The 24,081-nt window shown below is 71.8% G+C and carries 22 protein-coding genes; 8 read left to right on the top strand and 14 right to left on the bottom strand.

Going from position 1 to position 24,081, the window contains the following annotated elements:
* Nucleotides 1–118: 118 nt before the first annotated feature.
* A complete protein-coding gene (locus tag AWQ70_RS08380) occupies nt 119–391 on the bottom strand; it encodes a WXG100 family type VII secretion target (RefSeq protein WP_067172457.1) in 273 nt (90 codons plus the stop codon).
* 120 nt (nt 392–511) lie between these two features.
* On the opposite strand from AWQ70_RS08380, the gene AWQ70_RS08375 reads away from it, so the two are divergent.
* The 4 genes from AWQ70_RS08375 to eccB all read left to right on the top strand — a co-directional run bounded on the left by AWQ70_RS08375 (nt 512) and on the right by eccB (nt 6,830).
* Nucleotides 512–1,231 (top strand): SDR family NAD(P)-dependent oxidoreductase, encoded by a 720-nt coding sequence (locus tag AWQ70_RS08375; RefSeq protein ID WP_067172722.1) that lies wholly within the window; start codon nt 512–514, stop codon nt 1,229–1,231.
* 98 nt (nt 1,232–1,329) lie between these two features.
* Entirely contained in the window at nt 1,330–2,496 is a 1,167-nt protein-coding gene (gene mycP / locus AWQ70_RS08370) for a type VII secretion-associated serine protease mycosin (RefSeq protein ID WP_067172719.1), read from the top strand.
* A gap of 184 nt (nt 2,497–2,680) precedes the next feature.
* On the top strand, nt 2,681–5,152 hold the full coding sequence (locus tag AWQ70_RS08365) for a serine/threonine-protein kinase (protein WP_067172455.1): 2,472 nt from the start codon (nt 2,681–2,683) through the stop codon (nt 5,150–5,152).
* 259 nt (nt 5,153–5,411) lie between these two features.
* The gene (eccB, locus tag AWQ70_RS08360) at nt 5,412–6,830 is read left to right on the top strand and encodes a type VII secretion protein EccB (RefSeq protein ID WP_067172453.1); all 1,419 of its coding nucleotides are present in this window, start codon (nt 5,412–5,414) and stop codon (nt 6,828–6,830) included.
* A gap of 230 nt (nt 6,831–7,060) precedes the next feature.
* On the opposite strand, the gene AWQ70_RS08355 is transcribed toward eccB, so the two are convergent.
* The 10 genes from AWQ70_RS08355 to AWQ70_RS08310 form a co-directional block, all read right to left on the bottom strand.
* Nucleotides 7,061–7,891: a WXG100 family type VII secretion target gene (locus AWQ70_RS08355; protein ID WP_157529947.1), complete on the bottom strand. Its 831-nt coding sequence runs from the start codon at nt 7,889–7,891 to the stop codon at nt 7,061–7,063.
* A 37-nt stretch (nt 7,892–7,928) separates the two neighbouring features.
* A complete protein-coding gene (locus tag AWQ70_RS08350; protein WP_067172449.1) occupies nt 7,929–9,008 on the bottom strand; it encodes a hypothetical protein in 1,080 nt (359 codons plus the stop codon).
* 63 nt (nt 9,009–9,071) lie between these two features.
* A complete protein-coding gene (locus AWQ70_RS08345; protein ID WP_067172447.1) occupies nt 9,072–10,349 on the bottom strand; it encodes a hypothetical protein in 1,278 nt (425 codons plus the stop codon).
* Nucleotides 10,350–10,360: 11 nt separating this feature from the next.
* Nucleotides 10,361–10,831: a hypothetical protein gene (locus AWQ70_RS08340; protein WP_067172445.1), complete on the bottom strand. Its 471-nt coding sequence runs from the start codon at nt 10,829–10,831 to the stop codon at nt 10,361–10,363.
* 25 nt (nt 10,832–10,856) lie between these two features.
* Nucleotides 10,857–12,410, bottom strand: a complete 1,554-nt coding sequence (locus AWQ70_RS08335; RefSeq protein WP_067172443.1) for a WXG100 family type VII secretion target — start codon at nt 12,408–12,410, stop codon at nt 10,857–10,859.
* Between the two features lie 12 nt (nt 12,411–12,422).
* Nucleotides 12,423–12,842 carry a hypothetical protein gene (locus AWQ70_RS08330; RefSeq protein WP_067172441.1) on the bottom strand — a complete coding sequence of 140 codons (420 nt, stop codon included), beginning with the start codon at nt 12,840–12,842 and terminating at the stop codon, nt 12,423–12,425.
* A 120-nt stretch (nt 12,843–12,962) separates the two neighbouring features.
* Nucleotides 12,963–13,277: a WXG100 family type VII secretion target gene (locus AWQ70_RS08325; protein WP_067172439.1), complete on the bottom strand. Its 315-nt coding sequence runs from the start codon at nt 13,275–13,277 to the stop codon at nt 12,963–12,965.
* 33 nt (nt 13,278–13,310) lie between these two features.
* Nucleotides 13,311–13,637 carry a WXG100 family type VII secretion target gene (locus AWQ70_RS08320; protein WP_067172437.1) on the bottom strand — a complete coding sequence of 109 codons (327 nt, stop codon included), beginning with the start codon at nt 13,635–13,637 and terminating at the stop codon, nt 13,311–13,313.
* Between the two features lie 159 nt (nt 13,638–13,796).
* Nucleotides 13,797–14,246: a YbaB/EbfC family nucleoid-associated protein gene (locus tag AWQ70_RS08315; protein WP_067172435.1), complete on the bottom strand. Its 450-nt coding sequence runs from the start codon at nt 14,244–14,246 to the stop codon at nt 13,797–13,799.
* A 212-nt stretch (nt 14,247–14,458) separates the two neighbouring features.
* Nucleotides 14,459–14,962 (bottom strand): YbaB/EbfC family nucleoid-associated protein, encoded by a 504-nt coding sequence (locus AWQ70_RS08310; protein ID WP_067172433.1) that lies wholly within the window; start codon nt 14,960–14,962, stop codon nt 14,459–14,461.
* Nucleotides 14,963–15,130: 168 nt separating this feature from the next.
* Here AWQ70_RS08310 and AWQ70_RS08305 point away from each other — a divergent pair, with 168 nt between their 5' ends.
* Both AWQ70_RS08305 and AWQ70_RS08300 read left to right on the top strand, forming a co-directional pair.
* Nucleotides 15,131–15,493 carry a hypothetical protein gene (locus AWQ70_RS08305; RefSeq protein ID WP_067172431.1) on the top strand — a complete coding sequence of 121 codons (363 nt, stop codon included), beginning with the start codon at nt 15,131–15,133 and terminating at the stop codon, nt 15,491–15,493.
* Between the two features lie 279 nt (nt 15,494–15,772).
* Complete coding sequence (locus tag AWQ70_RS08300) at nt 15,773–16,510, top strand: hypothetical protein (protein WP_067172430.1); 738 nt, start codon at nt 15,773–15,775, stop codon at nt 16,508–16,510.
* Nucleotides 16,511–16,582: 72 nt separating this feature from the next.
* Here the strand turns inward: AWQ70_RS08300 and eccD are convergent, their stop codons facing one another.
* A complete protein-coding gene (eccD, locus tag AWQ70_RS08295; protein ID WP_084516658.1) occupies nt 16,583–18,019 on the bottom strand; it encodes a type VII secretion integral membrane protein EccD in 1,437 nt (478 codons plus the stop codon).
* Between the two features lie 123 nt (nt 18,020–18,142).
* On the opposite strand from eccD, the gene eccCa reads away from it, so the two are divergent.
* The gene (gene eccCa / locus AWQ70_RS08290; RefSeq protein WP_067172428.1) at nt 18,143–22,156 is read left to right on the top strand and encodes a type VII secretion protein EccCa; all 4,014 of its coding nucleotides are present in this window, start codon (nt 18,143–18,145) and stop codon (nt 22,154–22,156) included.
* A gap of 181 nt (nt 22,157–22,337) precedes the next feature.
* Complete coding sequence (locus AWQ70_RS08285) at nt 22,338–23,354, top strand: scabin-related ADP-ribosyltransferase (RefSeq protein ID WP_067172426.1); 1,017 nt, start codon at nt 22,338–22,340, stop codon at nt 23,352–23,354.
* A gap of 1 nt (nt 23,355) precedes the next feature.
* Here AWQ70_RS08285 and AWQ70_RS08280 read toward each other — a convergent pair whose 3' ends face one another.
* The gene (locus AWQ70_RS08280; RefSeq protein ID WP_067172424.1) at nt 23,356–23,775 is read right to left on the bottom strand and encodes a hypothetical protein; all 420 of its coding nucleotides are present in this window, start codon (nt 23,773–23,775) and stop codon (nt 23,356–23,358) included.
* A complete protein-coding gene (locus AWQ70_RS08275; RefSeq protein ID WP_157529945.1) occupies nt 23,772–24,077 on the bottom strand; it encodes a hypothetical protein in 306 nt (101 codons plus the stop codon). The genes AWQ70_RS08280 and AWQ70_RS08275 overlap by 4 nt, the downstream gene beginning before the upstream one ends.
* Nucleotides 24,078–24,081 lie beyond the last annotated feature (4 nt).

The raw sequence follows: 24,081 nt of genomic DNA, 5'->3' as shown, positions 1-24,081 counted from the left end.
CGGACCGAGGGCCGGGGCAAGACGGCGGCCTCCCCGCTCCGCCCCGGAGGGGGCCGGACGGACCGGGGAGGCCGCCGTGTGGTGGGTCGCCTGGCGTCGGACGAGCCTGGGCGCCGGATTATCTGGTGGCGGACTCGATGTTGCCGCGATAGGTGTTGATCACCCGGGACGCCTCGTTCAGCTCTTCGGACATGCGCTGGAACGCCGAACGGTAGCTCTGCCACGCCTCGTTGAAACGCTGCGCGCCGGGCCCCGTCCAGGCGGTGCCGACCTTGGCCGCCTCACGGTCCAGACTCGCCATCGTGGCGCGAACCTGGTCGGCCTGCTGAGTGAACTGGGCGGCCATGCTCTGCATCTCCGCGGGGTCGCCGCCGAGCAGGCTGTTACTCATTCAGTGGCTCCTTCGTCGACAGTTCGGGCGCCCTCACCGTAGATCACTTATCGGGCTTGTAAAGGTGTTATGCCGACTGGTTATGAAGACGGTCAGGATGATTATGAAAGGATGTGGATCATGCGAAATGTGGTGATCACCGGCGGAGCAACCGGAATCGGATATGCCCTCGCCCGCCATTTCATGAATGCCGGCGACCGGGTGACCATAACCGGAAGGCGTGAGCATGTGCTGAAGGAGGCCGCCGGGCGGCTCGGCGTCGCGTACGCCGCCTTCGACGCCGCGGACCCGGACGCGGTGACCGAGGCACTCGGGCGGCTTCCCGCGACCGTCCACGTCCTGGTGAACAACGCGGGCGGCAACACGGACCGGGCCCGTCCGGCCGCGCGGGGCCTGCGTGCGGTGGCCGAGGCGTGGCGGGCCAACCTCGACGCCAACCTCATGTCCGCCGTACTCGTGACCAGCGCGCTGATCCCCCGGCTCCCCGCGGGGGCGCGGGTGGTGAACATCGGGTCGATCGCCGCGCGCGGCACCGGTTCCGGCTCGTACGGCGCGGCCAAGGCGGCGCTCGAATCCTGGACCGCCGACCTGGCCGCGGAGCTGGGCGGCTCCGGCGGGACGGCCAACCTCGTCGCGCCCGGCCTGGTCCTGGACACCGAGTTCTTCGGGGACGGCCTGGACGAGGAGGGCATCCGCAGGCGGGTGGCGAACACGCGCAACGGCCGGGCGGGCACGCCCCGCGACGTCGCCGCGGCGGTGGGCTTCCTCGCCTCGCCCGAGGCCGGGCACGTCACCGGCCAGGTGGTCCACGTCAACGGCGGCGCGTACCTCGGCCGCTGAACCATGGGTACGAGGGGCCGCCGGACATGTCGGTCTTGAGGCCACGGGTGGACGCCAATAGTGTGGCCCGCCGGATCAAACTGCCGTGGGGGTCGGTCATGCGAGGTCTAGGTGTGGTCACCCTGGCGCTGACGACGGCGGCGGCGCCCGTCGTGCTGCCGGTCGTGTTCGCGACGCCGTCCGCGTACGCCGACGCCGCGAGGCGGGACACCTGCGCGCCGTCCAGGCAGGGCACGGTCACGCTGAGCGAGCCGTGGGCGCAGCGGCGGCTCGACTTCACCTCCGTGTGGCCCCTCACCCGGGGGCGCGGCGTGACGGTCGCGATCGTGGACAGCGGCGTGGACATCCGGCACCCGCAGCTCAAGGTGGCCCGCGCGGTCGACGTGACCGGCACGGGCGCCCAGGACTGCATGGGCCACGGCACGAGCGTGGCCGGGATCATCGCCGGAAGGGAGCGCAAGGGAAGCCCCTTCTTCGGCGTCGCCCCGGACGCCCGGCTGATCTCGGTCAAGCAGACCAACGCGGAGCGGGGGGACCCGGCGCTGCTCGCCAAGGCGATCGCGAAGGCGGCGGACCTCGGCGCCCAGGTGATCAACGTCTCGGTCAAGGCCGCCGACCGGATGGACCTGAGGAAGGCGGTTGGATACGCGCTGTCGAAGGACGCCGTGATCGTGGCCGCCGCCGGGAACGTCACCAAGGAGGACGGCACCCCCTCGCCCGCGTACCCGGCCGCCTATCCGGGCGTACTCGCCGTGGGGGCCTCGACGCAGGACGACGAGCTGGCCGAGTTCTCCAACGCGAGCACGCCGGTCGCGGTCCTCGCCCCCGGCCAGGACCTGACCAGCACCTGGCCCGGAGGCACATACCAGAACGACCTGAAGGGGACGAGCCACGCGACCGCGTACGTCTCGGGGGTGGTCGCCCTGGTCCGCGCCCGCTATCCCGAGCTGGACAACGTACGGGTGCGGCGGCGGCTGGTGCTCACCTCCGACGGCACGAAGGGCACGGGGACCGGCGCGGGCGTCGTCAACCCCCGGCTTGCCGTGACGATGATCCTGCCCTCGGAGGTCGTCGCGGTCGCGCCCCAGCAGCCTCCGACGCTCGCGGACTCGGCGATCGCGAAGGCCCCTCCGCCGGACGAGCGCACCATCGGCGTGGCCGCGGCCGTGGCGGGCGGGGCGCTCGGCGCGGCGGCGCTCGTCGTCGCGGCCGCCGTCCTCACCCCGCTGGGCCGCAGCAGGAGATGGCAGCCCGGCCGGAGCTGATCGGCCGGGCCGGAAGACATATCCCGCGCCGGCGTCACCCTGCTGACATGGGCGGCGGCGCCTTCCCTGCGAGCGTTTGTCAAATAGTCACCTAAAACCACTGATATCGGAGGGCCGTCTTTGGTTGAATGTGACTTGATCATGATTGCCCTTATTGAACTGATACAGCCCGGAAGGAAGTTCGATGGGCGAGATACACCCCTTGCTTCCTGACGATCCAGAGCAGGTAGGCGGATACGCCCTCTTCGGGCGACTCGGCGAAGGGCCCCGAGGGGTCGCCTACCTGGGACGCCCCTCTCCGGAGGCGGTCGCGTCCGTCGTCAAGCTGATGCACCCTCGGCCGTCCGCCGACGCGGAGGCGCGGGACCGGCTCGTCCAGGAGCTGACCGAGGCCAAGGGCCTCTCCGGATCGCACGCCGTGCCGCCCGTCGAGGCGGGCTGGCTGGGCGACCGGCCGTACGTGGTGCGCGGATACGTCAAGGGCGCCTCCCTCCAGGAGACCGTACGCACGGACGGGACGCTGGAGGCCGAGGCCCTGGAGCGCCTCGCCCTCGGCACCCTCACCGCTCTCACCGCGATCCACGCGGCCGGCCTGGCCCACCGCGGGATCACCCCCGACAACATCCTGATCGGCACGGACGGCCCCCGGGTGTCCGACATCGGCATGGGCGGGTCGGGCGGCGCCTACCGCGCCCCCGAGCAGGTGCGCGGAGAGCCCGGCGACGCCCGCTCGGACCTCTTCTCCTGGGCGGCGTCCATCGCGTACGCGGCGACGGGGAAGACCCCCGGCGCTCCCGACGCCCCGGAGGCCGAGGCCGCCTCCGGCACCTCGGGCGCCGTCACCGGTTCGGACAAGTCCGACGCCGAGGCCGCCTCCGCCGCTCCCGACGCCGCTGCCTCGGACGGGCCCTCGCCCGAGAGCACGGTCAACCTCCGCGAGGTCGCCGCCGCCATGGCGGAGACCCGCGCCTCGGAAACCGACGCTCAGAAGCCCACGGCGCAGGACGGACCGTCGCCCGAGACGACCGTGAACATCAGGGAGGTCACCGCCGCCCTGGCCGCCGGTGGAAGCGGCACGCCCGCTCTCGACGGCGTTCCGCAGCCGCTGCGGCGGATCCTCCTCTCCTGCCTGTCGCCCGACCCGGCCGCGCGTCCCACCGCCAGGAACGCGATGTTGCGGCTGCTCGGCGAGGACGACGCGGCCGCCACCCCGTCCACGGACGTCGCGGTGGTGGGCGGTCCGATGCCCGGGGCCCCCGTGGCCGGCGTCGTCCTGCCCGCCCAGCAGCCGTTCCCCGGACCGGACGGCGGACGGCTCTGGGGGGCGCCTCCGATGCCCGGCGGCGTGCCGTCCGCGCACGGCCCGCACCAGAACGGTCCCCTCCCGGGCGGCCCGCACCAGAACGGCCCGCACGGGAACCCGATGGCCGGTCCCGGCCAGGTCTGGCAGGGCCCGCCCGCGCAGCGCCCCGCCGCGCCGGTGTGGGGAGCGCCCCCGATGCCCAACCAGGCGCCGCCCCACTCGCAGGCCGGTGGGCCGACGCTGCAGGACCAGGGCGCTCCACGGCGCAAGGGGCCCTCCGTCGGGCTGGCCGCGTCGCTTGCCGCCGTCCTCGCGCTGTCCGTCGGCGGGGTGTGGGCGGCCGGTCACTACGCCGACTCGAAGTCGTTCGACCGTACGGCGGCCGAGGGCACGGCGGAGGGCGGGCACGCGGCAGGGGCTCCGGGAGAGGCCATCCCCTCCTCCGGAACCACCGCCAAGAAGCAGCAGCCCCAGACCCAGGTGACCGTCCCGTGGGCGAGCACCCCGGATCCGGGGGCCACGGGCGTGTTCCCGCTGACGCTGCCGACCGACTGGGTGGACGAGAGCCCCACACCCGCCGTCAGCGTGGATTCGAGGGTGCCCGACATCCCGATCTCGCCGCCGGCCGTGCCGACCTGGCAGCCGACGGCGACCTCGGCGCCGACAGCGGACGAGACGCCGACGTCGCGGCCGTCGCGCACCCGCCGGCCGAGGCCGAGCCCGTCTCCCACCACGGAGCCGCCGTCGCCCACGGAGAAGCCCACCGAGACGCGGGAACCGGCTCCGGATCCCACCACGCGGGCTCCCGAGCCGTCGCCGAGCCCGACCAGGCGGGTCGAGCCGGACCCGACTCCCACCAGGCGGCCGGACCCGACACCGACGAAGCGGCCGGACCCGGAGCCGACGAAGACGGTCGCCCCGACTCCCACCAAGAAGGTCGAGCCCGAGCCGACGAAGACGCAGGCCCCTGAGCCGAAGACCGTGGCGCCGCCTCCGGAGAAGCAGCCGGAGGCCCGCAACCCGTACACGCCGCAGCAGGTCTGCAACACCGGCGGTCACGGGTCCGGCTTCTACGTCCAGCGGTCGGCGAGCTTCGACGGGGGGACGGTGTACCAGCTCTACAGCAACGCCTCCGGATACAACTGCGTGGTCGCCATGAAGACGGCGAACGTCGGCAAGGCCAGCTCGATCTGGGCCAAGCTCGAAGTGCAGGGCGGCGGCAGCTCGGGTGACAGCGGGTCGTTCGAGTACTACGCCGGTCCGGTGATGTTGGCCGGGAAGGGCAAGTGCGTGCGCTACTCCGGCGGCAGCGGCTCCAGCAGCGGCGGAGGTGACTGGGCGAACTGCGGGTGACCCGGCCGGGAACGAACCCGGGGTTCCCGGCGGCGGACCCCTCACGGTGAACCGCCGCCGGTGACGTCCCTCGGAGCCCGTCCGGCGGATGCCGTCAGAGGCGCGGCGGCCACGACGATCGTGGCCGCCGCGCCTTCGGCCGTCCTGACCGGGTTCCACTCGCGCGCCGGCGGCCCGCCCGCGTTCCCCGGGGGATCGTGTCCCGCCCTACGCCCACGCTCCACCCCCTGATCACCCCGTACCGGGAGAACGGACTGGAATGCAGACCCGAAAGGATCTCTACCAGGCGCATCGGCTGATGACGCAGCGCCTGGGCACGGCCCTGCTGCAGGCGGAGCCGGACCTGCCGGAGGCGCCGATGCGCCGGCACACCGTGGCGTCGTTCTCCGGCGTCATGGTCGCGGTCCTCGTCATGGCGGTCTTCGGGATCTGGGGGTTGCTCAAACCGGGCGGCGCGACGAGCCTGACCGAGCCCGGCCAGTTGCTCGTCGAGGAGGAGAGCGGCGCCGTCTACGTGTACAGCGAGGCCGGCAAGACGCTGCTCCCCGTCGCCAACTACGCGTCGGCGCGCCTGCTGCTCGAAACCGCCGACGTGACCGTGCGCAACGTGTCGGCCAAGTCGCTCGCGGAGTTCGACCGCGGCCCGCTCGTGGGCATCCCCGGCGCGCCGGCCTCGCTCCCCGCGCCGGAGAAGCTCATCCGCGGCCCCTGGTCCGCCTGCGTGACGGAGGTGACCGACGCCGCCGGGTCGCGCACGTCGTACGTGACCCTGGTGGGCGGCAGGGACGTCGGCGGCCGCCGGATCGGCGACGACGCCATGGTGGTCGAGGACGGGCGGCAGGAGTGGCTGATCTGGGGCGACCAGCGGATGCGCGTCGTCGGCGACGCCGCCCGCTCGCTGGTCGGGGCGAACCCCAGGAAGGTGCCGGCCGCCTGGCTGAACTCCATCCCGGAGGGGCCCGGCTTCCGCAGCCCGGACGTCCCCGACCGCGGCCGCAGGCTGCGCGGCCCGGAGGGCACGAGCGCCGTCGTGGGCCAGGTGTTCACCGTCCCGGCGATGGCTGGGACCCCGGCCCGCTGGTACGTCCTGATGAGAGACGGGCTCGCCCCGATCTCCATCACCCAGGCGAGCCTGCTGCTCCAGGACCCCGAGAGCAAGAAGAAGGCGTACCCCAAGCGGCCGGTCACGCCCATCCCGATCGACGCGGCCACCGCGAACGGCGCGCCCGTGTCGAAGACCGACATGGCGGTCCCCGGGATGCCCACCGAGATGCCGAAGATCATCACGCCGGACCCGTCCGCGCCGTTGTGCGCGGTCTACGCCGACAGCGAGTCCGGCTCGGCCCGTGCGCAGCTCACGATCGGCAGCCGGATCGAGATCCCGGTGCCTCCGGCGAGCGGCGACCAGGAGCACTTCGACCAGGTGCTGCTCCCGCCGGGGTCGGCGGCGGTGGCCGGGGTGCTGCCCGGCGACGGCCAGCTCGCGGCGGTCCACACGTACTTCCTGGTCACCGACCAGGGGCGCCGGTTCGCGGTCGCGTCCGCCGACCTGCTCGCCAACCTGGGCTACCAGGTCTCGGACGCCGCACCGGTGCCGACGCAGATCCTCCACCTGATCCCCGAAGGTCCCGCGCTCGACCCCGCCGCCGCCAGGAAGCCCCTGCAGTACGGTCAGTGACCGGCCGGCCGCCGACGGCGCCTCCGGGCCCGGCCGTGCGTCCCACCCCGGTTCGCATCAGGCGACCGTCGGCTGGGTCCACGCGGAGTGACAGGCGCCGGGCCGGCTGGGCGCGGCCGGCCCCTCCGCCCCACGATCACGCCTCGGGCCCCCGGCGACAGCCGGGCCACGCGCGACGTGCCCGAAGCGCGAGCGTGCGGGAGCGGCTCACTTCGAGAGCCGGGCCGCGTTCACAACGTGAGCTGGCCGGGGAGCGACATCTGCTGGCTCTTGACGCCCGCCTGGGAGTCGTACTGCAGTTTCTGCTGCGACAGGTCGGGGATGTTCTCGGGCACCGCCTTCATGAGCGGGAGCATGGTGGCGATGCCGTTGCTGAACATGTTGACCGCGACAAGAGCCGCCGACAACATCAGGAGGACCTTGCGCTGGCTCCCGAAGGCGGCCTTCACCACTTCCAGGAGCGCGCTGAGCCCCTTTCGGATGACCAATCTGACAGTGACCGCCGACGCCGCGTTCCACGCTGTGTATACGCTCCACATGCCGTAGAGCATCAGAGCGGTCGCGACGGAGGACGCGAGCACGGCGAGCGCGTAGTAGATCTGGGCGCTGCAGTGCAGCGAGTCGGCCGTACTGTTGCGGCACTCCTTCATCTTCTTCAACTGCGTGATGAACTCGTCCACCGCGCTGCTGTACGCGTCGAAGGCCGACCCCGACCACTGCGGGTCCTTCCCCCCGGCATTCGGCGCCGGGGCCCCGATGGCGTCCCGCGCCTGCTTCAGCTTGTTGATCACATCATCGATCGCGCCTTGATCGGCTCGCCACTCAGAGGCCGCTTTCGACATGTCGCCGGGGTTCGACACCATCGTCCCGATGGCGATGGCGATCGTCTTGGCGGCGGGCATTCCGTACAGGAGCACGGCCGCCGCGGAGGCGGTGATGAACGCCTCATGGAACAGCCACCGGCCGGCTTCGAAGCCGACCACGCTCGTCCCCGCGTTCTTGATGCCTTCCTGCGCCAGGTCCCCGGGCAGCGGCACAGGCCCGTCGTGTTGCAGTGTCATGAGTGTCCGATCGCCGGAATGATCTCGGGTTCAGGGGTCAGTCGGTGTGGGTGATGACCGCGGGCGCGACGTCGCCGCCGTCATCCCAGTCGCTCTCGTCACCGCTCAGCAGGTTCGACTTCTCCCGGTCGCGGTCCTGGCCAGCGCCGCCCGCGGCACCGCCCATCGGGGGCATGTACGGCATGCCGCCCATGCCACTCGCGCCGCCGCCCCCCGGCGAGCGTGTCCCGGCCGCGCCGCCGGAGGTGCCGTAACCACCGGACGTCCCTCCGCCGTAGGGGCCCGCTCCCGGGCCCTCTCCGGTCCACGAATTGGCGCCGCCGGGGATCTGGACGTTCCCCGGCGTGTAGCTCGCGAGTTTCGTCGCGTCGTTCAACGGCGACGTCGGGTTGGCGCCGAGCCCGCTCAGATCCGGCGTGTTCGGGGTCAGGCCGCTGCCGTCGCGATCGAGACCGGACTGCCCCGAGCTGGAAAGGTTCGGGTCCGGGATGTTCGTCGTGGGCAGGTCGGTGTTCGGCGTGCCGGAATCGGGCAGGCCCGAGCCCGAGGGGTCCGTGCCGTCGAGGTTCGGATCCGGAAGGTTCGAGTCGGGCAGCTTCGGGCCGTCGTCGAGCCTGTCTCCGGGCCCGTTCAGTCCCAAGTCGCCGGGGCCGTCCTCGCCCAACTTGCCCAGGTCGGGGCCGCCACCCGGGCCGATGTTCTTGGGGTCGAACTGAGTCTCGGTCTTTTCGATCTTGGCTTTGGCGGCCTCGTCCGCCTGGTGATAGTTGTCGGACGCCTTGGTGAGAGCGTCCTGCCAGGAAACGAGCACCTCCGCGGCCGCCCTGAGCGACTTCACGACGTTGGTACGCGCGTTCCGGTGCAGGTCGTCCAGTCCCAGGCCGACGATCCCGAATCCCGGATACGCCACATCGATCTTGCTGGTGTTCGTGGCCGTTCCCGTCATGTGCCCCTGGAGATCGCCCGCTGCCTTGCCGGTCGCCTTCACCGCGTCCTTGCTGAACGTGGTGGCCCATGGGCTGCTGACGTCCGGCATCTCGAAGCCGGACGCCGAAGGAATGTTCGTCGCCCTGCCGGTCGTGGTCGACGCGTTCGAGCCGTCGGATGAACCCGCCATAGCCTGCCGTTCTCCGTCCTGGGTGACCGAGTGTGACCCGCCTCTTGCCTGACCGCCGCTCGCCTATCCGAGCACCGGAGGGATGGTGCCGTCGCCGCCGCCCCAGACCTCGTCGTCTTCCAGGAGGCCGGTGGAGTTCTCGATCTCCTCCTGCTCCTCGCGTCCCTGTCCGCGGGCGTGCGCGGGGGGCACCATCATGCCGTTCGCGCCCATCCGCCCGGCGCCCGTGCCGCGGCCTCCCATACGTGAGGCTCCCGAGCCCCCGCCGGCGCCGCCACCCGGGATGCCGTACGTCGGAACCATCCCCGAGGATCCGGAACCGGCGCCGCCCGGTCCCGTCCCTCCCACGTTGGGGACGCCGTAGCCTCCGGGGCCGGTCAGCGTGGTGGCCGATGGGGACAGCCCCGAGCCGTCGAACCCGGCGAGTTCCGCGTTCCCCGGCCCGGTCCCCGTGAAGCCGGTCGGTGAGCCGCCGTTCCCCTGGCCTCCGGAGGAGCCCACGAGGGGCGGGGAGATCCCTCCGGTGCCGTCGACACCGCCGGCGCCGCCGCTTCCGTCCGCGCCGAACCCCAGGTCGCCCGGGTCCAGCCCGGTGCCGTTCGTGCCGTCGAGGTTCGGCAGAGTGGGGTCATAACGCGGCAGCGATCCGTTCACATCCATCAGCGGCGCGCCCGGCAGGTCGCCTCCGGGGCCACCCGGCAGCTTCGGGTCGACGTTGACGGGGTTCACGTTGGTGGGGGTGAAATCGGGCATCGGCACTTCGTTCGGATCGGGCACGTCCTGCCGGATGTCGACCGGGAGCTGGTAGTAGTCCTGCACGATCCGCTCGTTCACCCGTTTCAGGTGGTTGAGCGCCCGGTCGTCCGCGCGCTTCATCCCCCAGAAGGGAACGGCGTCGGCCCAGTCCATGTCGTGGTCCGAGCGGGAGTCCTCAAAGCGCTTGGCCACGACGTTCCGCTGCGCGTAGACGAGGGTGTCGGCATAGCTCTGGAGCGCCGTGCCCGTCTGGCCCATCTTCCCGGCGAGTTCGCGCACGCTCGCGTGCAGACTGCGGAGCTGCTTCTGCATCTCGACCGCCACCGGGCCCTTGCAGTGCTTGTCCAGCTCGGTCGCCGACCCCTTGATGTCCGCCGCGTACTTTTCCAGCAGGTCGCGGGCCGCGGAGTAATAGAGTCCGGCCCGCCGCACATTGTCCGGATTGGCGCCGTCGATCCACTTGCGGATCTTGTCCATGTTGCCGCCCTGGAACACGGACTGCCAGAAGCCGGTGGCCAGAGGGACGAACGTCTCCGGGGCCCGCCCCTCTCGCAGAGGCAGCGGTATCGGTTCCTTCTTGCTCATCGTTGCCTCCGTCAGGCCTGCTGGGCAGCGGTGGACTGGTTGGCCTGCTCCGCGCCGTCGTAACTCTTGGCCGTCTCTTCCAGCGTGTCGGCGACGCTGTCGCTCTGCTCGATGACGTTCTGGTAGAGGCCGCCGGCGCCGGCGTCGCCGATCAACATCGAGAACGCCATGCTGGTCGACCGGAAGAACGCGGACGCGGTCGGCCATTCGCCCGTGTCCGTGAGGCCCAGGGCGCACTCGCGCCGCAGGTCCGGCAGCGATCCCGCGCCGGGCGGCGGCCCCGGCAACGACCCGGCCTCCCCCTGGGCGTTCAGCGACTGACGCGGCTGGATCTGGGTCGGTGTGCTCAGGGCCTCCAGGGCCTTGCGCAGGTCACCGGCGATCCGTTTGATCTCCTTACGGTTGAGTTCCGGGACTCCGGACCCGCTCGCGTCGTTCTCCGCGGTCAGACCAGGCCAGTTCGGGTCGTACTCGAGCGCCATGCGCACCATCCTGCTCTGGTAGGGGTCAGCGGATCACCGGCGGAATGACGCGATTGCTGGTGTCCCAGGCGTCGCGTTCCTCGTTCAGCCAGGTGCTCCTCTCCTGACTTTCCCGGTCGCCGGCGGCGCCGGCCCCGCTCATCGGCATGAACGGCATCGACGACCCCGCCGGTCCCTTGGGTGCCACGAGCCCCGGCTCACCGGAGACCTGCACGCCCGATCCCGGCCCGCCCAGGATCGACGGGACGCCCGGCGCGACGGTGCCGGGTCCGGTCACCACGCCGCCGGTCACGCGCGGATCGACCGGGATGAGACGACCGGCCGTGTCGCCGATGACCGGATTCGTGGTCGGCATGTCCCGGACACCGGCCGTCTCGGTGCTCTGCCTGTCGCTTCCCGCCGGGTCGTCCTGTCCGATGACGGAGGGGGCGGTGCCGTCGCCCGTACTCGTCTCGGGGGCCGGAGCGCTGCCCGTCCCGGGATCGGAGCCGGGGTCGGAGCCGGTCCCGGGGGCGCCGGGGTCACCCGCGCCGCCTGACGGGTCGGTCGCACCGCCGCCCGTTTCCGGGGATCCGGGGTTTCCCGAGCCGTCGGAACCGCCGGTGTGACCGCCTCCCGCGCCGGAGCCGTCCGTTCCGTGGGACCCCCCGCCGCCCGAGCCCGAGCCCGCCCGCGACGAGCCGCCCGTACCGCCCGAGCCACCGGTGCCGCCCGAACCCCCGGTGCCCTCGGAACCGCCTCTCGACGTGCCGCTCCCGCCCGAGCCCGACGACCCGTCGCCGTAGTCCACCGGCCGCGGCGGGGGCGACTCGCCGGCCGGGGGCGACACCTTCGGCAGCTCGTACGTCACATCAGAAGGGATGTGCGCGGCGTAGACCTCGACGATCTTCGTGTTCAGCTCGTCGAGCACTCTCCTGGCATTGTTGTCCGCGAACGTCTTGGCCACCAGATAGGTGCCCTCGGTCTTGATGCCGTTGTAATTGGAACGCAGGAGGCTGGGGGGAGTGCCCGTCCGGCCGCCGATGACTCCGTCCGTGTTCTGCCCCGGCAGGGTCGGGCTCTGGGTGCCCGTGGTGTCCGTCAAGGACAGGCGCGTGTTGGACGGGAACTGGTTGGACGACTGGAACGGATCGGTCCCCGAGAAGACCAGAGGTGAGTCCTGCTGGGGGTAGCACCCGGGCAGTTCTTTTTGCAGGTTGCCGTGGATCTGCTCGATCTCGGTCTTCGCCTTGGGGAGATGGACCTCGCCGTACAGCCTGAGCGCCTGGCCCATCCCCCGCATCTTCATGGCGAGTTCCTCGCCCGCCGCTGTGAGGAACCGCAGCGCCTTCTGGACCTCGGCGGCGGCCGGCCCCTTCCACGCCTCGGCGAGCCGCTGTGCGCGCGACTGCATCGCGTCCGTCATCAGTTCGACGTTGGAGGCGGCGTGCGTGTAGGCGAATCCGGCGTCGCTCACCATCGCCGGCGAGCTCTTCCGCAACCACTCCGCGATCTGGTCCGTGTCGGTGGGAGAGGTCACCGGGGCGGCCGTGGGGGCCTCTCCCGTCTTGATGCTGAGAGTCTGTCTGTCGATGTCCACGGCGGCCCCCTATCAGGCGCTCCCGTCGCCCTCGTTCGCGCGGTTCGTCTTGGCGTACTCGTCGGCGTGGGCTTCCATCGCGAGCACCACGGACTTGTACGCCTCGGCGAACCGCCGGTAAGCGTCCAGGAATGCCCTGCCGCCCCTGGTCGCAGTACTGGCGAGCGCCCTCGCGTCCGCCCATTCACCGATCTGTTCGGCCCCGATCTTCTCCACGCCGCTCTGCTCGATGCTCTTCAGCGAGCCGGTCGTGTAGCCCTCGTCGAAGGCCTCACCCTCGACGCCGGCCAGGTACTCCTTCAACTCTCCGGCGATCGTCCTGATCGTGGCGACGTTGTAGTGCAGAGGGACGTCACCGTCCAGGCCCGGCCATTTCGGGTCGAGCGGGAGCGTGCCGCCTCCGTCGCCGTCCACGGCGTCCTTCTGCGTCATGTCACTCCCATCACGAGCCGGCGAGGCCCGTCACCGAGCCGTACGCGGAACCGAACGCGGAAGGGCCGTCCCGGCCGTCGAGAACGGGGACGGCCCGGGAGGACCCGTACGGGCGCCGGCTCAGCCGTTCACCCACATGCTCTTGTTCCTGTGCTCGGCGGCCCGGTAGTTCTCGGTCGCGATCTGGATGGCCCGCTGGATCTCGTCCAGCTGGCTCCTCATCTTGACGGCGGAGGCGTCCCACTTCCGCTGGTGCTCCCGGAAGAACGCCTCCGCGCCGTCGTCGCCGTCCCAGTGGCCGGCGAGGTCCTGCTGGAGCTTGGTGAGCAGGTCGGCCGTGGCCTGCTCGAAGGACTTGAGGATGTTGACGATGTCACCCTGGGCCAGTTCCATGTGGCCGAAGTTGACCTTGGTGAAGTCGAGTTCAGCGGACACAGCGCTCTCCGTTCCTGCCTGACCGGCTTTCGGTCACTTGATGTCGACGTTGATCAGCGACTCGACACGGCCCACGCCGGCCTGGACGTCCTGGTCGGCGGCGTCGTAGACGATGGCGTTGACGCCCATCGTCTGCGCGATCGACTCGAGGTCCTCCCGGACCACCCGCATGCTGTCGTCCCAGGCCGTCATCGCCCGCCTGAAGACCGCGGCCGCCGGGCCGATCCATCCCGTGGCCAGCAGGCCGTTCGCCGTTGTCTCGACACCCGCGCGAAGGCCCTCGATGTACTGGGCCGTGTCGACGACATGGCCGGACGCGATCTTGATCTGGGCGGGGCTCGCACCGAAGAACTGCGACATTCCGTCACCTCCGTGACATGTGGCCGGACTGGCCCTGGATGCTCCCGGCATCAAGGACGCGTCGTACGGATATCACCAGACCGCATCGTATGCCTCAAGATCTGCCTAGATAACATGCATGTACATTACGGATGAGTAAACTTTGATCAACATGTTCGGTCACATGCTGTCTTCGAGGCGCCGCCGGATGCGGTCGAGGTCGGCCATCACATCGTCGAACGTCTGGTTGTAGAGGCCCTCGGCTTCCTTGATCTTGTCCATCACCGCGTCGGGGTCCTTGAGAAGCCCCATCGGGTTGTCCTCCTTGCCGAAGACCTGCTCGGACGCCTCCTCCACCTGCCGCTGCATGTCCTCGGACGCCGCTTTGATCGTCTCCTTGATCTTCTCGGCGAGCTCGCCCGAGCTGAGCCGCATCGCCTTGGGGTGCAGCTCCAGCTCGCGCAGACCGTCGCCGGCGTACTCCACGGTGACCAGGCGGTCCTCGTCCTGCGCCCGGCCGACCAGGTCGGACATGACCTGCTCGAACCGCCGCATCTGCTCGATCTGCTGATCGCCGCGCCGCATGAGCTGGTCGATGTCAATGTTCGCGAAGTCGCCGAAACCCGTCATCCGTCGCCCCATCTCCGGTACCGGCGGCCGTCTGCGTGCCAGAAATCACATATGGCCGCATTTCGAGGGCAACGTACCTCATCGCCCCTCGATTTCACTGACTTTTCCGGTCATACGACGTCCCCCGAGTAGCGCGAAATCACCAGCGACCAGGCCGAACCCGGAACCGGAGAGCGCCGGGGTCGGCGGGAGCCGCCCGAATCGGAACGCGATCAGCCGGAGCCGTGGCGGAACCGCTCCAGGCGGGCCGTCCGGCCCTCCATCGAGTCGAGGAAGGAGTCCTGGATCGCCTCCAGCCTCCGCCGCGCGCGGTCGATGTCCAGCGCCCGGTCGGCGGGGCGGCCCGGGCCGCCGGACTCCCTCCCATCGCCGGACGCGTCCGCGAACGCGCCACCCAGAGGCTCCTCCAGCGCCGGGCCGAGCACCTCGGCGGTCCTTTCCCGGGCGTCCTCCTGCGCCGCCCGTACGGCGCTGACCACCGCCTCGGCCAGGCCCTCGCTGTCCTGCCGCATCACCCGGGGATCGAACCGGACGTCCCTGATCCGGCCCTCGCCGTCCACGATGGCGCGGATCATGCCGCCGGCGGCCTCTCCCTCCCCGGTCACCTCGCCCAGCCGTCCCAGGGCCTCGGTCAGATCGCGGAGGGTGCGTTCCGCCTCCCGGGAGATCCGGTCGATCTCCTCCGTACGCACCGCCGCGGGATCGAAGTCGAACATCCCTGCCCCCTCGTGATCGTGTCGCCCGCGAGTCGATCACCGAACGGTGAACCAGCCGCCAGCCCGGGGTAGCCGGGCCCCCAACCCGGCATGAACAAACACCTCCCACCTGCGCGAACGCTTCCGCCGCCGTGGCCGTCGTGACGATCACGGTGATATGGAGATCACATGTCTCCCAACGCGCCCACGCCGCCGGCACCGCCCCGACGGGCCGGCAGCGGGTCGAACTCCAACCAGGACCGGTACGTCACCTCGGACGGCATCAAGAAGCTCCGGAACCGGCTCGCCGACGACGTCATCCCCCAGTTCGAAAAGCGCAGGAGCCAGGTGGACGAGACCGCCCTCGGCCCCTGGGACCTCGGCGTCTCGGGCAGCGCGATCATCCTGCCCACGTACGAGGCCGCCGTGGTCAGGGCGCGCGGCCATCTGGACGACGCCATCGGCACGGCCCGGAAATGGATGGAGCAGCTCGGCATCGCCGCCGCCAACTGGCGCGACGCCGAGGACGCGAGCACCGTCAAGTACGTCTGACGGCCGCCCGCCACCGGGCCACGCCGCCGAGCGGCCTCCCGTACATACGGCGGGGGACGGTGGGCCGGGCCGGGGTGTCCGACAGCCACCCGCCATCGGGCCACGCCGAGCACCGTTCCCTACGTACCGGGGACGGGCGCGAAGGGCCGCCTCCGCCGCCGGCCGGATCAGGGCCGACGCGTTCCCGCTCTGGGAACCCCGGCGCCTGGGGCGAGGACCCTCCCGCAGAACCGGATTGAACACCCGATATCGACACAAAAGACGCAAGGAAGGCGGAACATGGGCAAGCACGCGGCCCCCAAGGCGGTCTCCAACCTCAGGAGGGCGCAGCTCCTCGCGGGCGGCGGCCTGCTCGCGCTGACGTTGGTGGAGACCCTCCTGGTCGACGACGAGGCGATCATCCACGCGGCCAACAACTGGCTCGCGCTCGCCCGCGAGCTGGACGGCGGTCCCAAACGGCTCATCGCGCTCATGCTGGCCGAGTCGAGGGAGACCTGGATCGCCGACGACCACACCGTGTTCGAGGACGCCGCCGTGACCTTCCAGTCGGAGCTGGAGGTGCTGCGGGGCACGCTCACCGACACCGCCGGGCTGCTCGACGAGATCGGGGCCACCTTCCGCGACTTCGGCTGGGCCGTGTTCGCGTTCTCGGTCACGCTTCTCGCCACGACGATCTCCGCGGCGGCGCTGACCTTCACCCCGGCGGGCCCCCAGGCCCGGCTCTTCCTGCGCGCGCTCATGCAGGCGGCCGACAAGATCCTCGCCGCCTGGGGCAAGGCCCTGCTCGCCTATCTCAGCGCCGCGGCGGTCATCATCGGCTACCTGTGGCGCAAGGAGATCCAGATGGGGCACGTGGAGCCCACCGGCGCCGTCGCCATCGACTTCACGCAGGCGACGATCGACGTGGACCGCGCCCCGACCTTCAAGAAGCCCGGCCCCCCGGGGACGCCGCCGCCCACCGCCGGCTTCGACTGGATCGCCCCCAAGCGCGACGTGCCCCTGCCCTACGGCCAGTGAGCCCGTACGCAGTGAGCCCGTACGCAGTGAGCCCGGACGCAGTGAGCCCGTACGCAGTGAGCCCGGACGGGGTCAGCCGGACAGGCCGCGGATCCAGGCGTAGACCTCCAGCACGCCCAGCGCGAGCGGGAACAGGCCGGCGGTCAGCACGACGTCGACGATGTCCCCGGCCCGTCCCCAGAACGGCGACGGGCGGCCGGTCGGCAACCACAGGCCGAGACCGGCCGGGATCGCCGCCGCCCACACGAGCCCGATCACGAGCGCGACCGACCAGACGCCGTCGGCCCGCGCACTCAGCGCGAGCACGAGCAGGACGAGCCCGGCCAGCGCGGGCACCGTCAGCCAGAGCCGCTGGGCGACGCCGTGGAAGACCCGCGTGCGCAGGATCAGGGTCAGCGAGAGCGCCAGCGACATCACCGGCGCGATCCACCCCTCGTCGAACACGAGCAACGCCTGGGCGGCGAGCACGGACAGGCCGATCCCCGCGACGATCCCGGTGGCGTAGCGCTGCGCCTGGCCGGTCCGCTCCAGGATGGACGCGCTGTCCACCCGCTCGTTGTCCGCGCGCAGCTCCTCGGCCGTGGTGGGCATCGAGGGCAGCGGCATCCGGGCGAGCCGGAACGACAACGACGGGACGAACGGGCTGCACGCCAGCAGGAGCGAGACGGCGACCGCGGCGACCCCCACCGCCGGCACATCGAACACCATGACGACGGCGGCGCTCACCGTCCCGGCGATCGACGCGATCGCGGTGCCGAGGAACCCGGGCACGCCGTCGGCCACCGCGGCCCCGCCCACCGCGGCGACGAACGCGGTGCAGGCGAACGCGGCGAGCAGGTGCGGCGCGCCGAGCCCCGCGAGCCCGGACGGCCCCGCCGGAGCGAGCAACCCGGCCAGGAACCCGTACGGCAGGGCCGCGTAGCCGAGCGCGGCTCCCGCGCCGGCGTGGCCGAGCGCCCGGGACATGGAGGCGGCGGCTACGAGCAGGAGGAGGGCGAGCACGCCCGCGACCACGGCGACCACGCCCGGGGCGGCTCCGGACAGCGCGAGCGTGGGAGCCCCGGCGACGAGGAGCGCGCAGGAGGCGCCCACCCCGAGCAGGCGGGTGTGCCTGCCGCTCCAGGGATGCCTGCCCTCCTTGACGCCGGTCGCGACCACGTCGGCGACGTCGTCAAACATCGCCGGGGGCAGCACGAGCTCGCGCGGGCGGAGATAGAGGACCTCCCCGTCGAGGACGCCGAGCGCCCCGAGGCTCTGCCCGATGTCGAAGGGGGTGCCGCCGAGCCGCTGCAGGATCCAGCCGGGGGCGGCGGCGTGTTCTCCGTCCACCTCGCCGAGCGCGCGCAGCAGGCCGGGCATGACGTGCGGCAGCGGGATGTCCGACGGCAGAGCGAGGTCGGCTCTCTTGTGCGGGCCGACGATCGTGACGTGGCAGAGCGCCGGCAACCGGGCGCCCGCCGCGGCCAGGGCCCCTTGCGGCATCGGCTCGTGGGCGGCCAGGGATGTCACTGCCGTACTCCCTCCGCGTGCGGAACAGCGAACAACGCGAACATAGCGCGCTTACTTTCCTCCACTCGGACGTAAACCGCATCTGGTAAGAAAAAGATCCACACGATCAGGAGGCCGTCGAGGGTGAGCATCGTCATCGTGCGCCGTCCCGAGAGGCGCCCCAGCCCGAAACCCCCGCGCGGTGAGATCCTGCTGGAGCCCCCGCCGGAGGTGCCGGAGGTGCAGCCGCAGGGCCTCGGCGGTGTACTCACCTACCTGCCGATGCTGGCGGGCGCCGCGGCCATGGGGCTGATGTTCACCGCCGGGGGCAACTCCAACCCGATCATGTACGTGTCGAGCGGCCTGTTCGCCCTGTCCATGGTGGGCATGAGCGTGGGGCAGATGGGCCGCCAGGCCGGCGAGCGCAAGAACCGGATGAACGGCCTGCGCCGCGACTACTTCCGCTACCTCTCCCAGGTGCGCAAGCGCGTACGGCGGGCCGCGAAGCAGCAGCGCGAGGCCCTCGAATGGAGCGGCCCCGCCCCGGACTCGCTGTGGTGGCTGGCGATGGGCCCGCGCCTGTGGGAGCGGCGGCCCCGTGACGACGACTTCGGCACGGTACGGCTCGGGACGGGTGTGCAGAAGCTCGCGATCCAGCTCATCCCGCCGGACTCCAAGCCGGTCGAGGACCTGGACGCGTTGTCGGCGGGCGCGCTGCGCAGGTTCGTCCGGGCGCACTCCACCGTGTCGAAGCTCCCGGTGGCCGTCGCCCTGCACTCCTTCGCGCGGATCCGGCTGACCGGCGACCCCGTCGCCGTACGCGAGCTGGTCCGGGCCATGGTCGCGCAGATGGCGGTGTTCCACTCGCCCGACGACATGCGGATCATGGTGTGCGCGGGCCCGGAGTGGATGGCCCAGTGGGAGTGGGTCAAGTGGCTGCCCCACGCGCTGCACCCGGAGGAGACCGACGCCGCCGGCCAGGTGCGGCTGATGACCGAGAACCTCGCCGATCTGGACCGGCTCGTCGGCGGCGAGCTGAAGGAGCGCGCCAGGTTCAAGCCGGGCGGCGCCGCCGACGCCCTGCCGTACCACGTCCTGATCATCGACGGCGGGCGGGTGCCGATCGACTCGCAGCTCGGGACGGACGCCATCCAGGGCGTCACGGTGATCGACCTGTCCGCCTCGGCGGGCGCCGTCGAGGAGCAGAGCACGCTGCGGCTGGACGTGCGGCCGGACGGCTTCTTCATGGTCAAGCTGGATCACGCGGGCAAGGAGAGCAGGACCCGCCTCGGCGACCCGGACGGGCTCGACTTCCTCAGGACGGAGGGACTGGCCAGGCAGCTCGCCCCGCTGCGCGCGTCCACGGCCAAGGGCAGGGAGTCGCAGGACGTCCTCGCCGCGAACACCTCGCTCACCGACCTGCTCGGCGTCGGCGACGCCGCCCACATCGACCCCGCCGTCACCTGGCGGCCCCGGGCCGGGCGCAACCGCCTCCGCGTCCCGATCGGGCTCGGCGCGGACGGTCGCGTGGTCGAGCTGGACATCAAGGAGTCGGCCCAGGGCGGCATGGGGCCGCACGGCCTGGTGATCGGCGCCACCGGATCCGGCAAGAGCGAGCTGCTGCGGACCCTGGTGCTCGGCCTGGCGCTCACCCACTCGTCGGAGATCCTCAACTTCGTGCTCGTCGACTTCAAGGGCGGCGCCACGTTCCTCGGCCTGGAGGACCTCTCCCACGTCTCCGCGGTCATCACCAACCTGGAGGACGAGCTGCCGCTCGTCGACCGTATGCACGACGCCCTGCACGGCGAGATGGTGCGCCGCCAGGAGCTGCTGCGCGCGGCGGGCAACTACGCCTCGCTGCGCGACTACGAGCGGGCCAGGGAGCAGGGGGCCGACCTCGCGCCGCTGCCCACGCTCTTCGTCGTCCTCGACGAGTTCAGCGAGCTGCTCACCGCCAAGCCCGAGTTCATCGACCTGTTCGTCATGATCGGGCGGCTCGGCCGGTCGCTCGGCGTGCACCTGCTGCTCGCCTCCCAGCGCCTGGAAGAGGGGCGGCTGCGCGGCCTCGACACCCACCTGTCGTACCGGATCGGCCTGCGCACCTTCTCCGCGATGGAGAGCCGGGTCGTGCTCGGGGTGGCCGACGCCTACGAGCTGCCGTCCGCCCCCGGCAACGGCTACCTGAAGTTCGACACCACCGGGATGACCCGGTTCAAGGCGGCCTACGTCTCCGGCGCGTACGAGGCGAGCGCCGGGCAGCCGGTCGCGGCGGACGGCAGCGCCCCGACGCCCCGGGTCGTCGAGTACGGCCCGGCGTACACACCCGGCCCGGAGGCCGAGAAGCCGCGAGAGGAGCCGGACGGCGACGCGCCCGCCGACGCCGACGCGCCGGAGGCCCCGCGGCAGCAGAGCAGCCTGCTCGACGTCGTGGTGGCCAGGATGAAGGACAAGGGGCCGGCCGCCCACCGCATCTGGCTACCGCCCCTCGGCGCCCCGCCCAGCCTCGCCCACCTGCTCCCGCCGCTGTCGGTCACCCCCGAGCTGGGGCTGTCCACGGCGGGCTGGCAGGGGCGCGGACGGCTGCACGCCGTGATCGGCGTCATCGACCGGCCGTTCGAGCAGCGCCGCGACCCGTTCTGGCTGGACCTGTCCGGCGCGGCCGGGCACGTCGGCGTCGCGGGCGGCACGCAGAGCGGCAAGAGCACCGTGCTGCGCACGCTGGTCACCAGCATGGCCCTCACCCACACCCCGCGCGAGGTCCAGTTCTACCTGCTGGACTTCGGCGGCGGCTCGCTCGCCTCGCTCGACGGGCTGCCGCACGTCGGCGGCGTGGCCAGCCGCCTCGACGCCGACCGGGTCCGCCGTACGGTGGCCGAGATCTCCACGCTCCTGCAGCAGCGGGAACGCGAGTTCGCCGAGCAGGGCATCGACTCGATCACCGCCTACCGGCGGCGGCTCGCCGAAGGCGGATTCCAGGGCGACGGGTGGGGAGACGTCTTCCTGGTGGTGGACGGCTGGCTCACCATCCGGCAGGACTTCGACTCGCTCGAACCCGTGATCACCGATCTGGCCGCGCGCGGCCTCGGGTACGGCATCCACGTCGTCGCCGCCACCAACAAGTGGTCGGAGTTCCGGCCCGGCATCAGGGACCTGTTCGGCACCCGCATCGAGCTCAAGCTGGGCGACGCGTACGAGTCCGAGATCAACCGCAAGAAGTCGCTGGCCGTCCCCGAGGGCGTGCCGGGGCGCGGCCTGACCAGGGACGGGCTGCACTTCCTGTCCGCGCTGCCCAGGATCGACGGCGGCCAGACCGCCGACGACCTGCCCGACGGCGTGCGCGCCCTCGTCCAGTCGGTGCGGGACGCCTGGAAGGGACGGCCCGCCCCCGCCGTACGGCTGCTGCCGTCCGTGCTGCCCGCCGAGACGTTGCCCACGATCGCGGAGACCGGTCTCCGGATCCCGATCGGCATCGACGAGAACACGCTCTCGCCGGTGATGCTCGACTTCGACACCGACCCGCACTTCGTCGTGGTCGGCGACACCGAGAGCGGCAAGACCAACCTGCTGCGGCTGGTGACCGAGAGCCTGGTGGCCCGGCGCACCCCGCAGGAGGCGATGATGATCGTCATCGACTATCGGCGTTCGCTGCTCGACAGCGCCGTGACCGACCACCGCATCGGCTACGCGGCGTCCGGGCCGGCGGCGGCCGAGCTGATCAACGACGCGCGGAACGCGCTGCACAAACGGCTGCCGCCCGCCGACCTCACGCCCGAGCAGCTCAGGGCGCGCAACTGGTGGCGCGGGTCCGACCTCTACATCGTGGTGGACAACTACGAGCTGGTCGCCACCTCGTCCAACCCTCTGCTGCCCCTGGCCGAGTTGCTGCCGCAGGCCCGCGACATCGGCCTGCACCTGGTGATGTCCCGGGCGATGGGCGGTCTCGGCCGCGCCATGTTCGACCCGCTCATCCAGCGGATCAAGGACATGGCCAGCCCGGCGGTCGTGCTGTCCGGCAACCGGGACGAGGGCTTCCTCTTCGGCAACGTGCGCGCGCACCCGCTGCCGCCCGGCCGCGGCTACCACGTGGACAGAAAGTACGGCAACCGCCTCATGCAGACGGCCTTCCTCCCGCCGCAGCAGCCCCCGGAGGCGGGCTGATGGCCCGCGGCGTTCGCACCCGCCCCCTGACTGGCGTCGACCTCCCCTCCGCACGGATCAGGGGCGGCCTCGGGCGGGGCCGCGCCATGAGCCCCTCCGCCCAGGCCGGGAGCGACGGCGGACGGGGCCGCACCGTGACCCCCTGTGGACGGACCTCGGGCGACGGCGGGCGGGGCCGCCGGTGAGCCTCCACCTGCCCTCCGGGCTCATCCTGGCCATGGGGCTCGTCGGCTACACCTGGCCCGCCGCGGACGAGGACAGGCTCGCCGCGTCCGGGCGCGCCTGGCTCCGCCACGCCGACATCCTGCACGGGGGTTCCCAGGCCGCCCTCGATCTCGTCCTGCGCGTCACCACCCGCAACAGCGGCCTGGACGTCGCCGCCATGGCCGACCACTGGACCTCCGCCGACGGCCCCTCGGCCCACGGCAAGAACGCCGTCACCGCCACCCGCCTCATCGGCGCCGCCTGTCTCGCCGGGGCCGCCCTCGTCGCCGCGTTCAAGTTCGGCATCATCACCGCGCTGGCCCGCCTCGCCGTACGCGTCGCCCGCGCCCTGGCGACGGCGAGCGTCAGCCTCGGGACGTCCCTGGCCACCATCCCCCTGTACGCCGCCGCCACCCGCATCGCCATCCGCGGGCTCATGCGCGCCACCGTCAACCGGTTCAAGCGCATCGTCGGCGCGCTGCTGGAACGCGCCCGCGCGCTGCTGGCGAAGATCACCCCAATGAGCCTGCGCATGCGGCTCGCCACGCGGCCGGACCCGCTCCGCGCGGCGGTCGACCGGAGCGTGAACGTCAAGGCCATCACCCCGTCCCCCGTGTGGCGGACGGACCGGCTCATCCTCCGCCGAGCGGACGACCGGCACCCGGACCAGGTCTTCGGCCCCGGCTTCCATCCGCGCAACCCGCGCAACACCGACCTGGAGTCCCATCTCAGGTTCGAGGAGTCGGCGTTCGTCAGCACCACCCGGCTGGACAACCCGATGGACATCTTCCCGACGCGATACCTGTACGACGTGGACGCGCCGGGAGGGATCGACATCGTGGAGACCATGGGCAGCGCCCTGCGCACCGCGCACCAGCGTGAGGTGGCGTTCCCGGGCGGCATCGAGGGCCGGTTCATCAAGGGGGCACGGCCGTACGACGAGGCGACCGGCACATTCGGGGACTACATCCCCAACCCCGGCTACCGGCCCTGAGTCAGACCGCCGCCACGCCGGAAGCGCCGGGAGGAGTTCCTGGAGTGTCTGGAGTGCCCGGAGCGCCGGGGCGAGGCGGGTCGGCGGGGTCACCGGGAACGTCGGGGACGGCGGCGGCAGCGGCCTGCTCGCCCGCCTCCTCCGCCACGACGTGGTTGACGGACATCGTCCGCACGACGGTCCCCGCGTCCCTGATGCCGTCGGCGAGCACCGCGTACGCCTCCAGAGCCTCCCGCGTGATCGCCCCGTAGATCGGGCCGATCATGCTGCCCAGCTCGTCCTCGCCCCAGGGATCCAGCCGCCCGGTCGCCTCGGCCCCGAAGACCTGGGTCTCCGCCGCCATCCGCTCCCCCACGTTCACGAGCCCCTCGGCCGCGGTACGCAGGTCCGTGTGCGACACCTCGATCCCGCGCCCCGTCATATCCCTTTCTCCTTTTCCTCGGTGTGGCGCCGGATCAGCGCCCTCATGAACGGGCCGTCCGCCCGGCGCTGCGCGTCGGCGAAGGCGCGCATCGCCTCGCTGACCTCCGCCGGCAGCATCCCCTCGGGCACGGGCTCGTCGGCCGTCTCCCATACAGGATGGGCGAGTGCCGAGTCCACCGGGAGAATCATCGCCAGTGAGGGGTCGGCGGGGATCCGGCTGTCGGGAGGAACGATCAGCCCGGTGGGGCCGACGGCGACGAGGACCGTCCCGTCGGACTGTCTCGCGATTATCCTGGCCATGATC

This window comes from Microtetraspora niveoalba (genome assembly GCF_001570405.1).
In the GTDB taxonomy this organism is placed as follows: domain Bacteria; phylum Actinomycetota; class Actinomycetes; order Streptosporangiales; family Streptosporangiaceae; genus Microtetraspora; species Microtetraspora niveoalba.
This window is presented reverse-complemented; position numbering and strand designations above follow the sequence as displayed.

Bases quoted from the DNA above. Each gene is read 5' to 3' on its own strand.
- AWQ70_RS08350 (WP_067172449.1), bottom strand. From the start codon at position 9,008: ATGGCGGGTTCATCCGACGGCTCGAACGCGTCGACCACGACCGGCAGG.
- AWQ70_RS08375 (WP_067172722.1), top strand. From the start codon at position 512: ATGCGAAATGTGGTGATCACCGGCGGAGCAACCGGAATCGGATATGCC.
- AWQ70_RS08280 (WP_067172424.1), bottom strand. From the start codon at position 23,775: ATGACGGGGCGCGGGATCGAGGTGTCGCACACGGACCTGCGTACCGCG.
- AWQ70_RS08380 (WP_067172457.1), bottom strand. From the start codon at position 391: ATGAGTAACAGCCTGCTCGGCGGCGACCCCGCGGAGATGCAGAGCATG.
- AWQ70_RS08310 (WP_067172433.1), bottom strand. From the start codon at position 14,962: ATGTTCGACTTCGATCCCGCGGCGGTGCGTACGGAGGAGATCGACCGG.
- AWQ70_RS08365 (WP_067172455.1), top strand. From the start codon at position 2,681: ATGGGCGAGATACACCCCTTGCTTCCTGACGATCCAGAGCAGGTAGGC.
- eccB (WP_067172453.1), top strand. From the start codon at position 5,412: ATGCAGACCCGAAAGGATCTCTACCAGGCGCATCGGCTGATGACGCAG.
- AWQ70_RS08345 (WP_067172447.1), bottom strand. From the start codon at position 10,349: ATGAGCAAGAAGGAACCGATACCGCTGCCTCTGCGAGAGGGGCGGGCC.
- AWQ70_RS08355 (WP_157529947.1), bottom strand. From the start codon at position 7,891: ATGACACTGCAACACGACGGGCCTGTGCCGCTGCCCGGGGACCTGGCG.
- AWQ70_RS08315 (WP_067172435.1), bottom strand. From the start codon at position 14,246: ATGACGGGTTTCGGCGACTTCGCGAACATTGACATCGACCAGCTCATG.
- AWQ70_RS08320 (WP_067172437.1), bottom strand. From the start codon at position 13,637: ATGTCGCAGTTCTTCGGTGCGAGCCCCGCCCAGATCAAGATCGCGTCC.
- AWQ70_RS08275 (WP_157529945.1), bottom strand. From the start codon at position 24,077: ATGGCCAGGATAATCGCGAGACAGTCCGACGGGACGGTCCTCGTCGCC.
- AWQ70_RS08305 (WP_067172431.1), top strand. From the start codon at position 15,131: ATGTCTCCCAACGCGCCCACGCCGCCGGCACCGCCCCGACGGGCCGGC.
- AWQ70_RS08330 (WP_067172441.1), bottom strand. From the start codon at position 12,842: ATGACGCAGAAGGACGCCGTGGACGGCGACGGAGGCGGCACGCTCCCG.
- AWQ70_RS08300 (WP_067172430.1), top strand. From the start codon at position 15,773: ATGGGCAAGCACGCGGCCCCCAAGGCGGTCTCCAACCTCAGGAGGGCG.
- AWQ70_RS08340 (WP_067172445.1), bottom strand. From the start codon at position 10,831: ATGGCGCTCGAGTACGACCCGAACTGGCCTGGTCTGACCGCGGAGAAC.
- mycP (WP_067172719.1), top strand. From the start codon at position 1,330: ATGCGAGGTCTAGGTGTGGTCACCCTGGCGCTGACGACGGCGGCGGCG.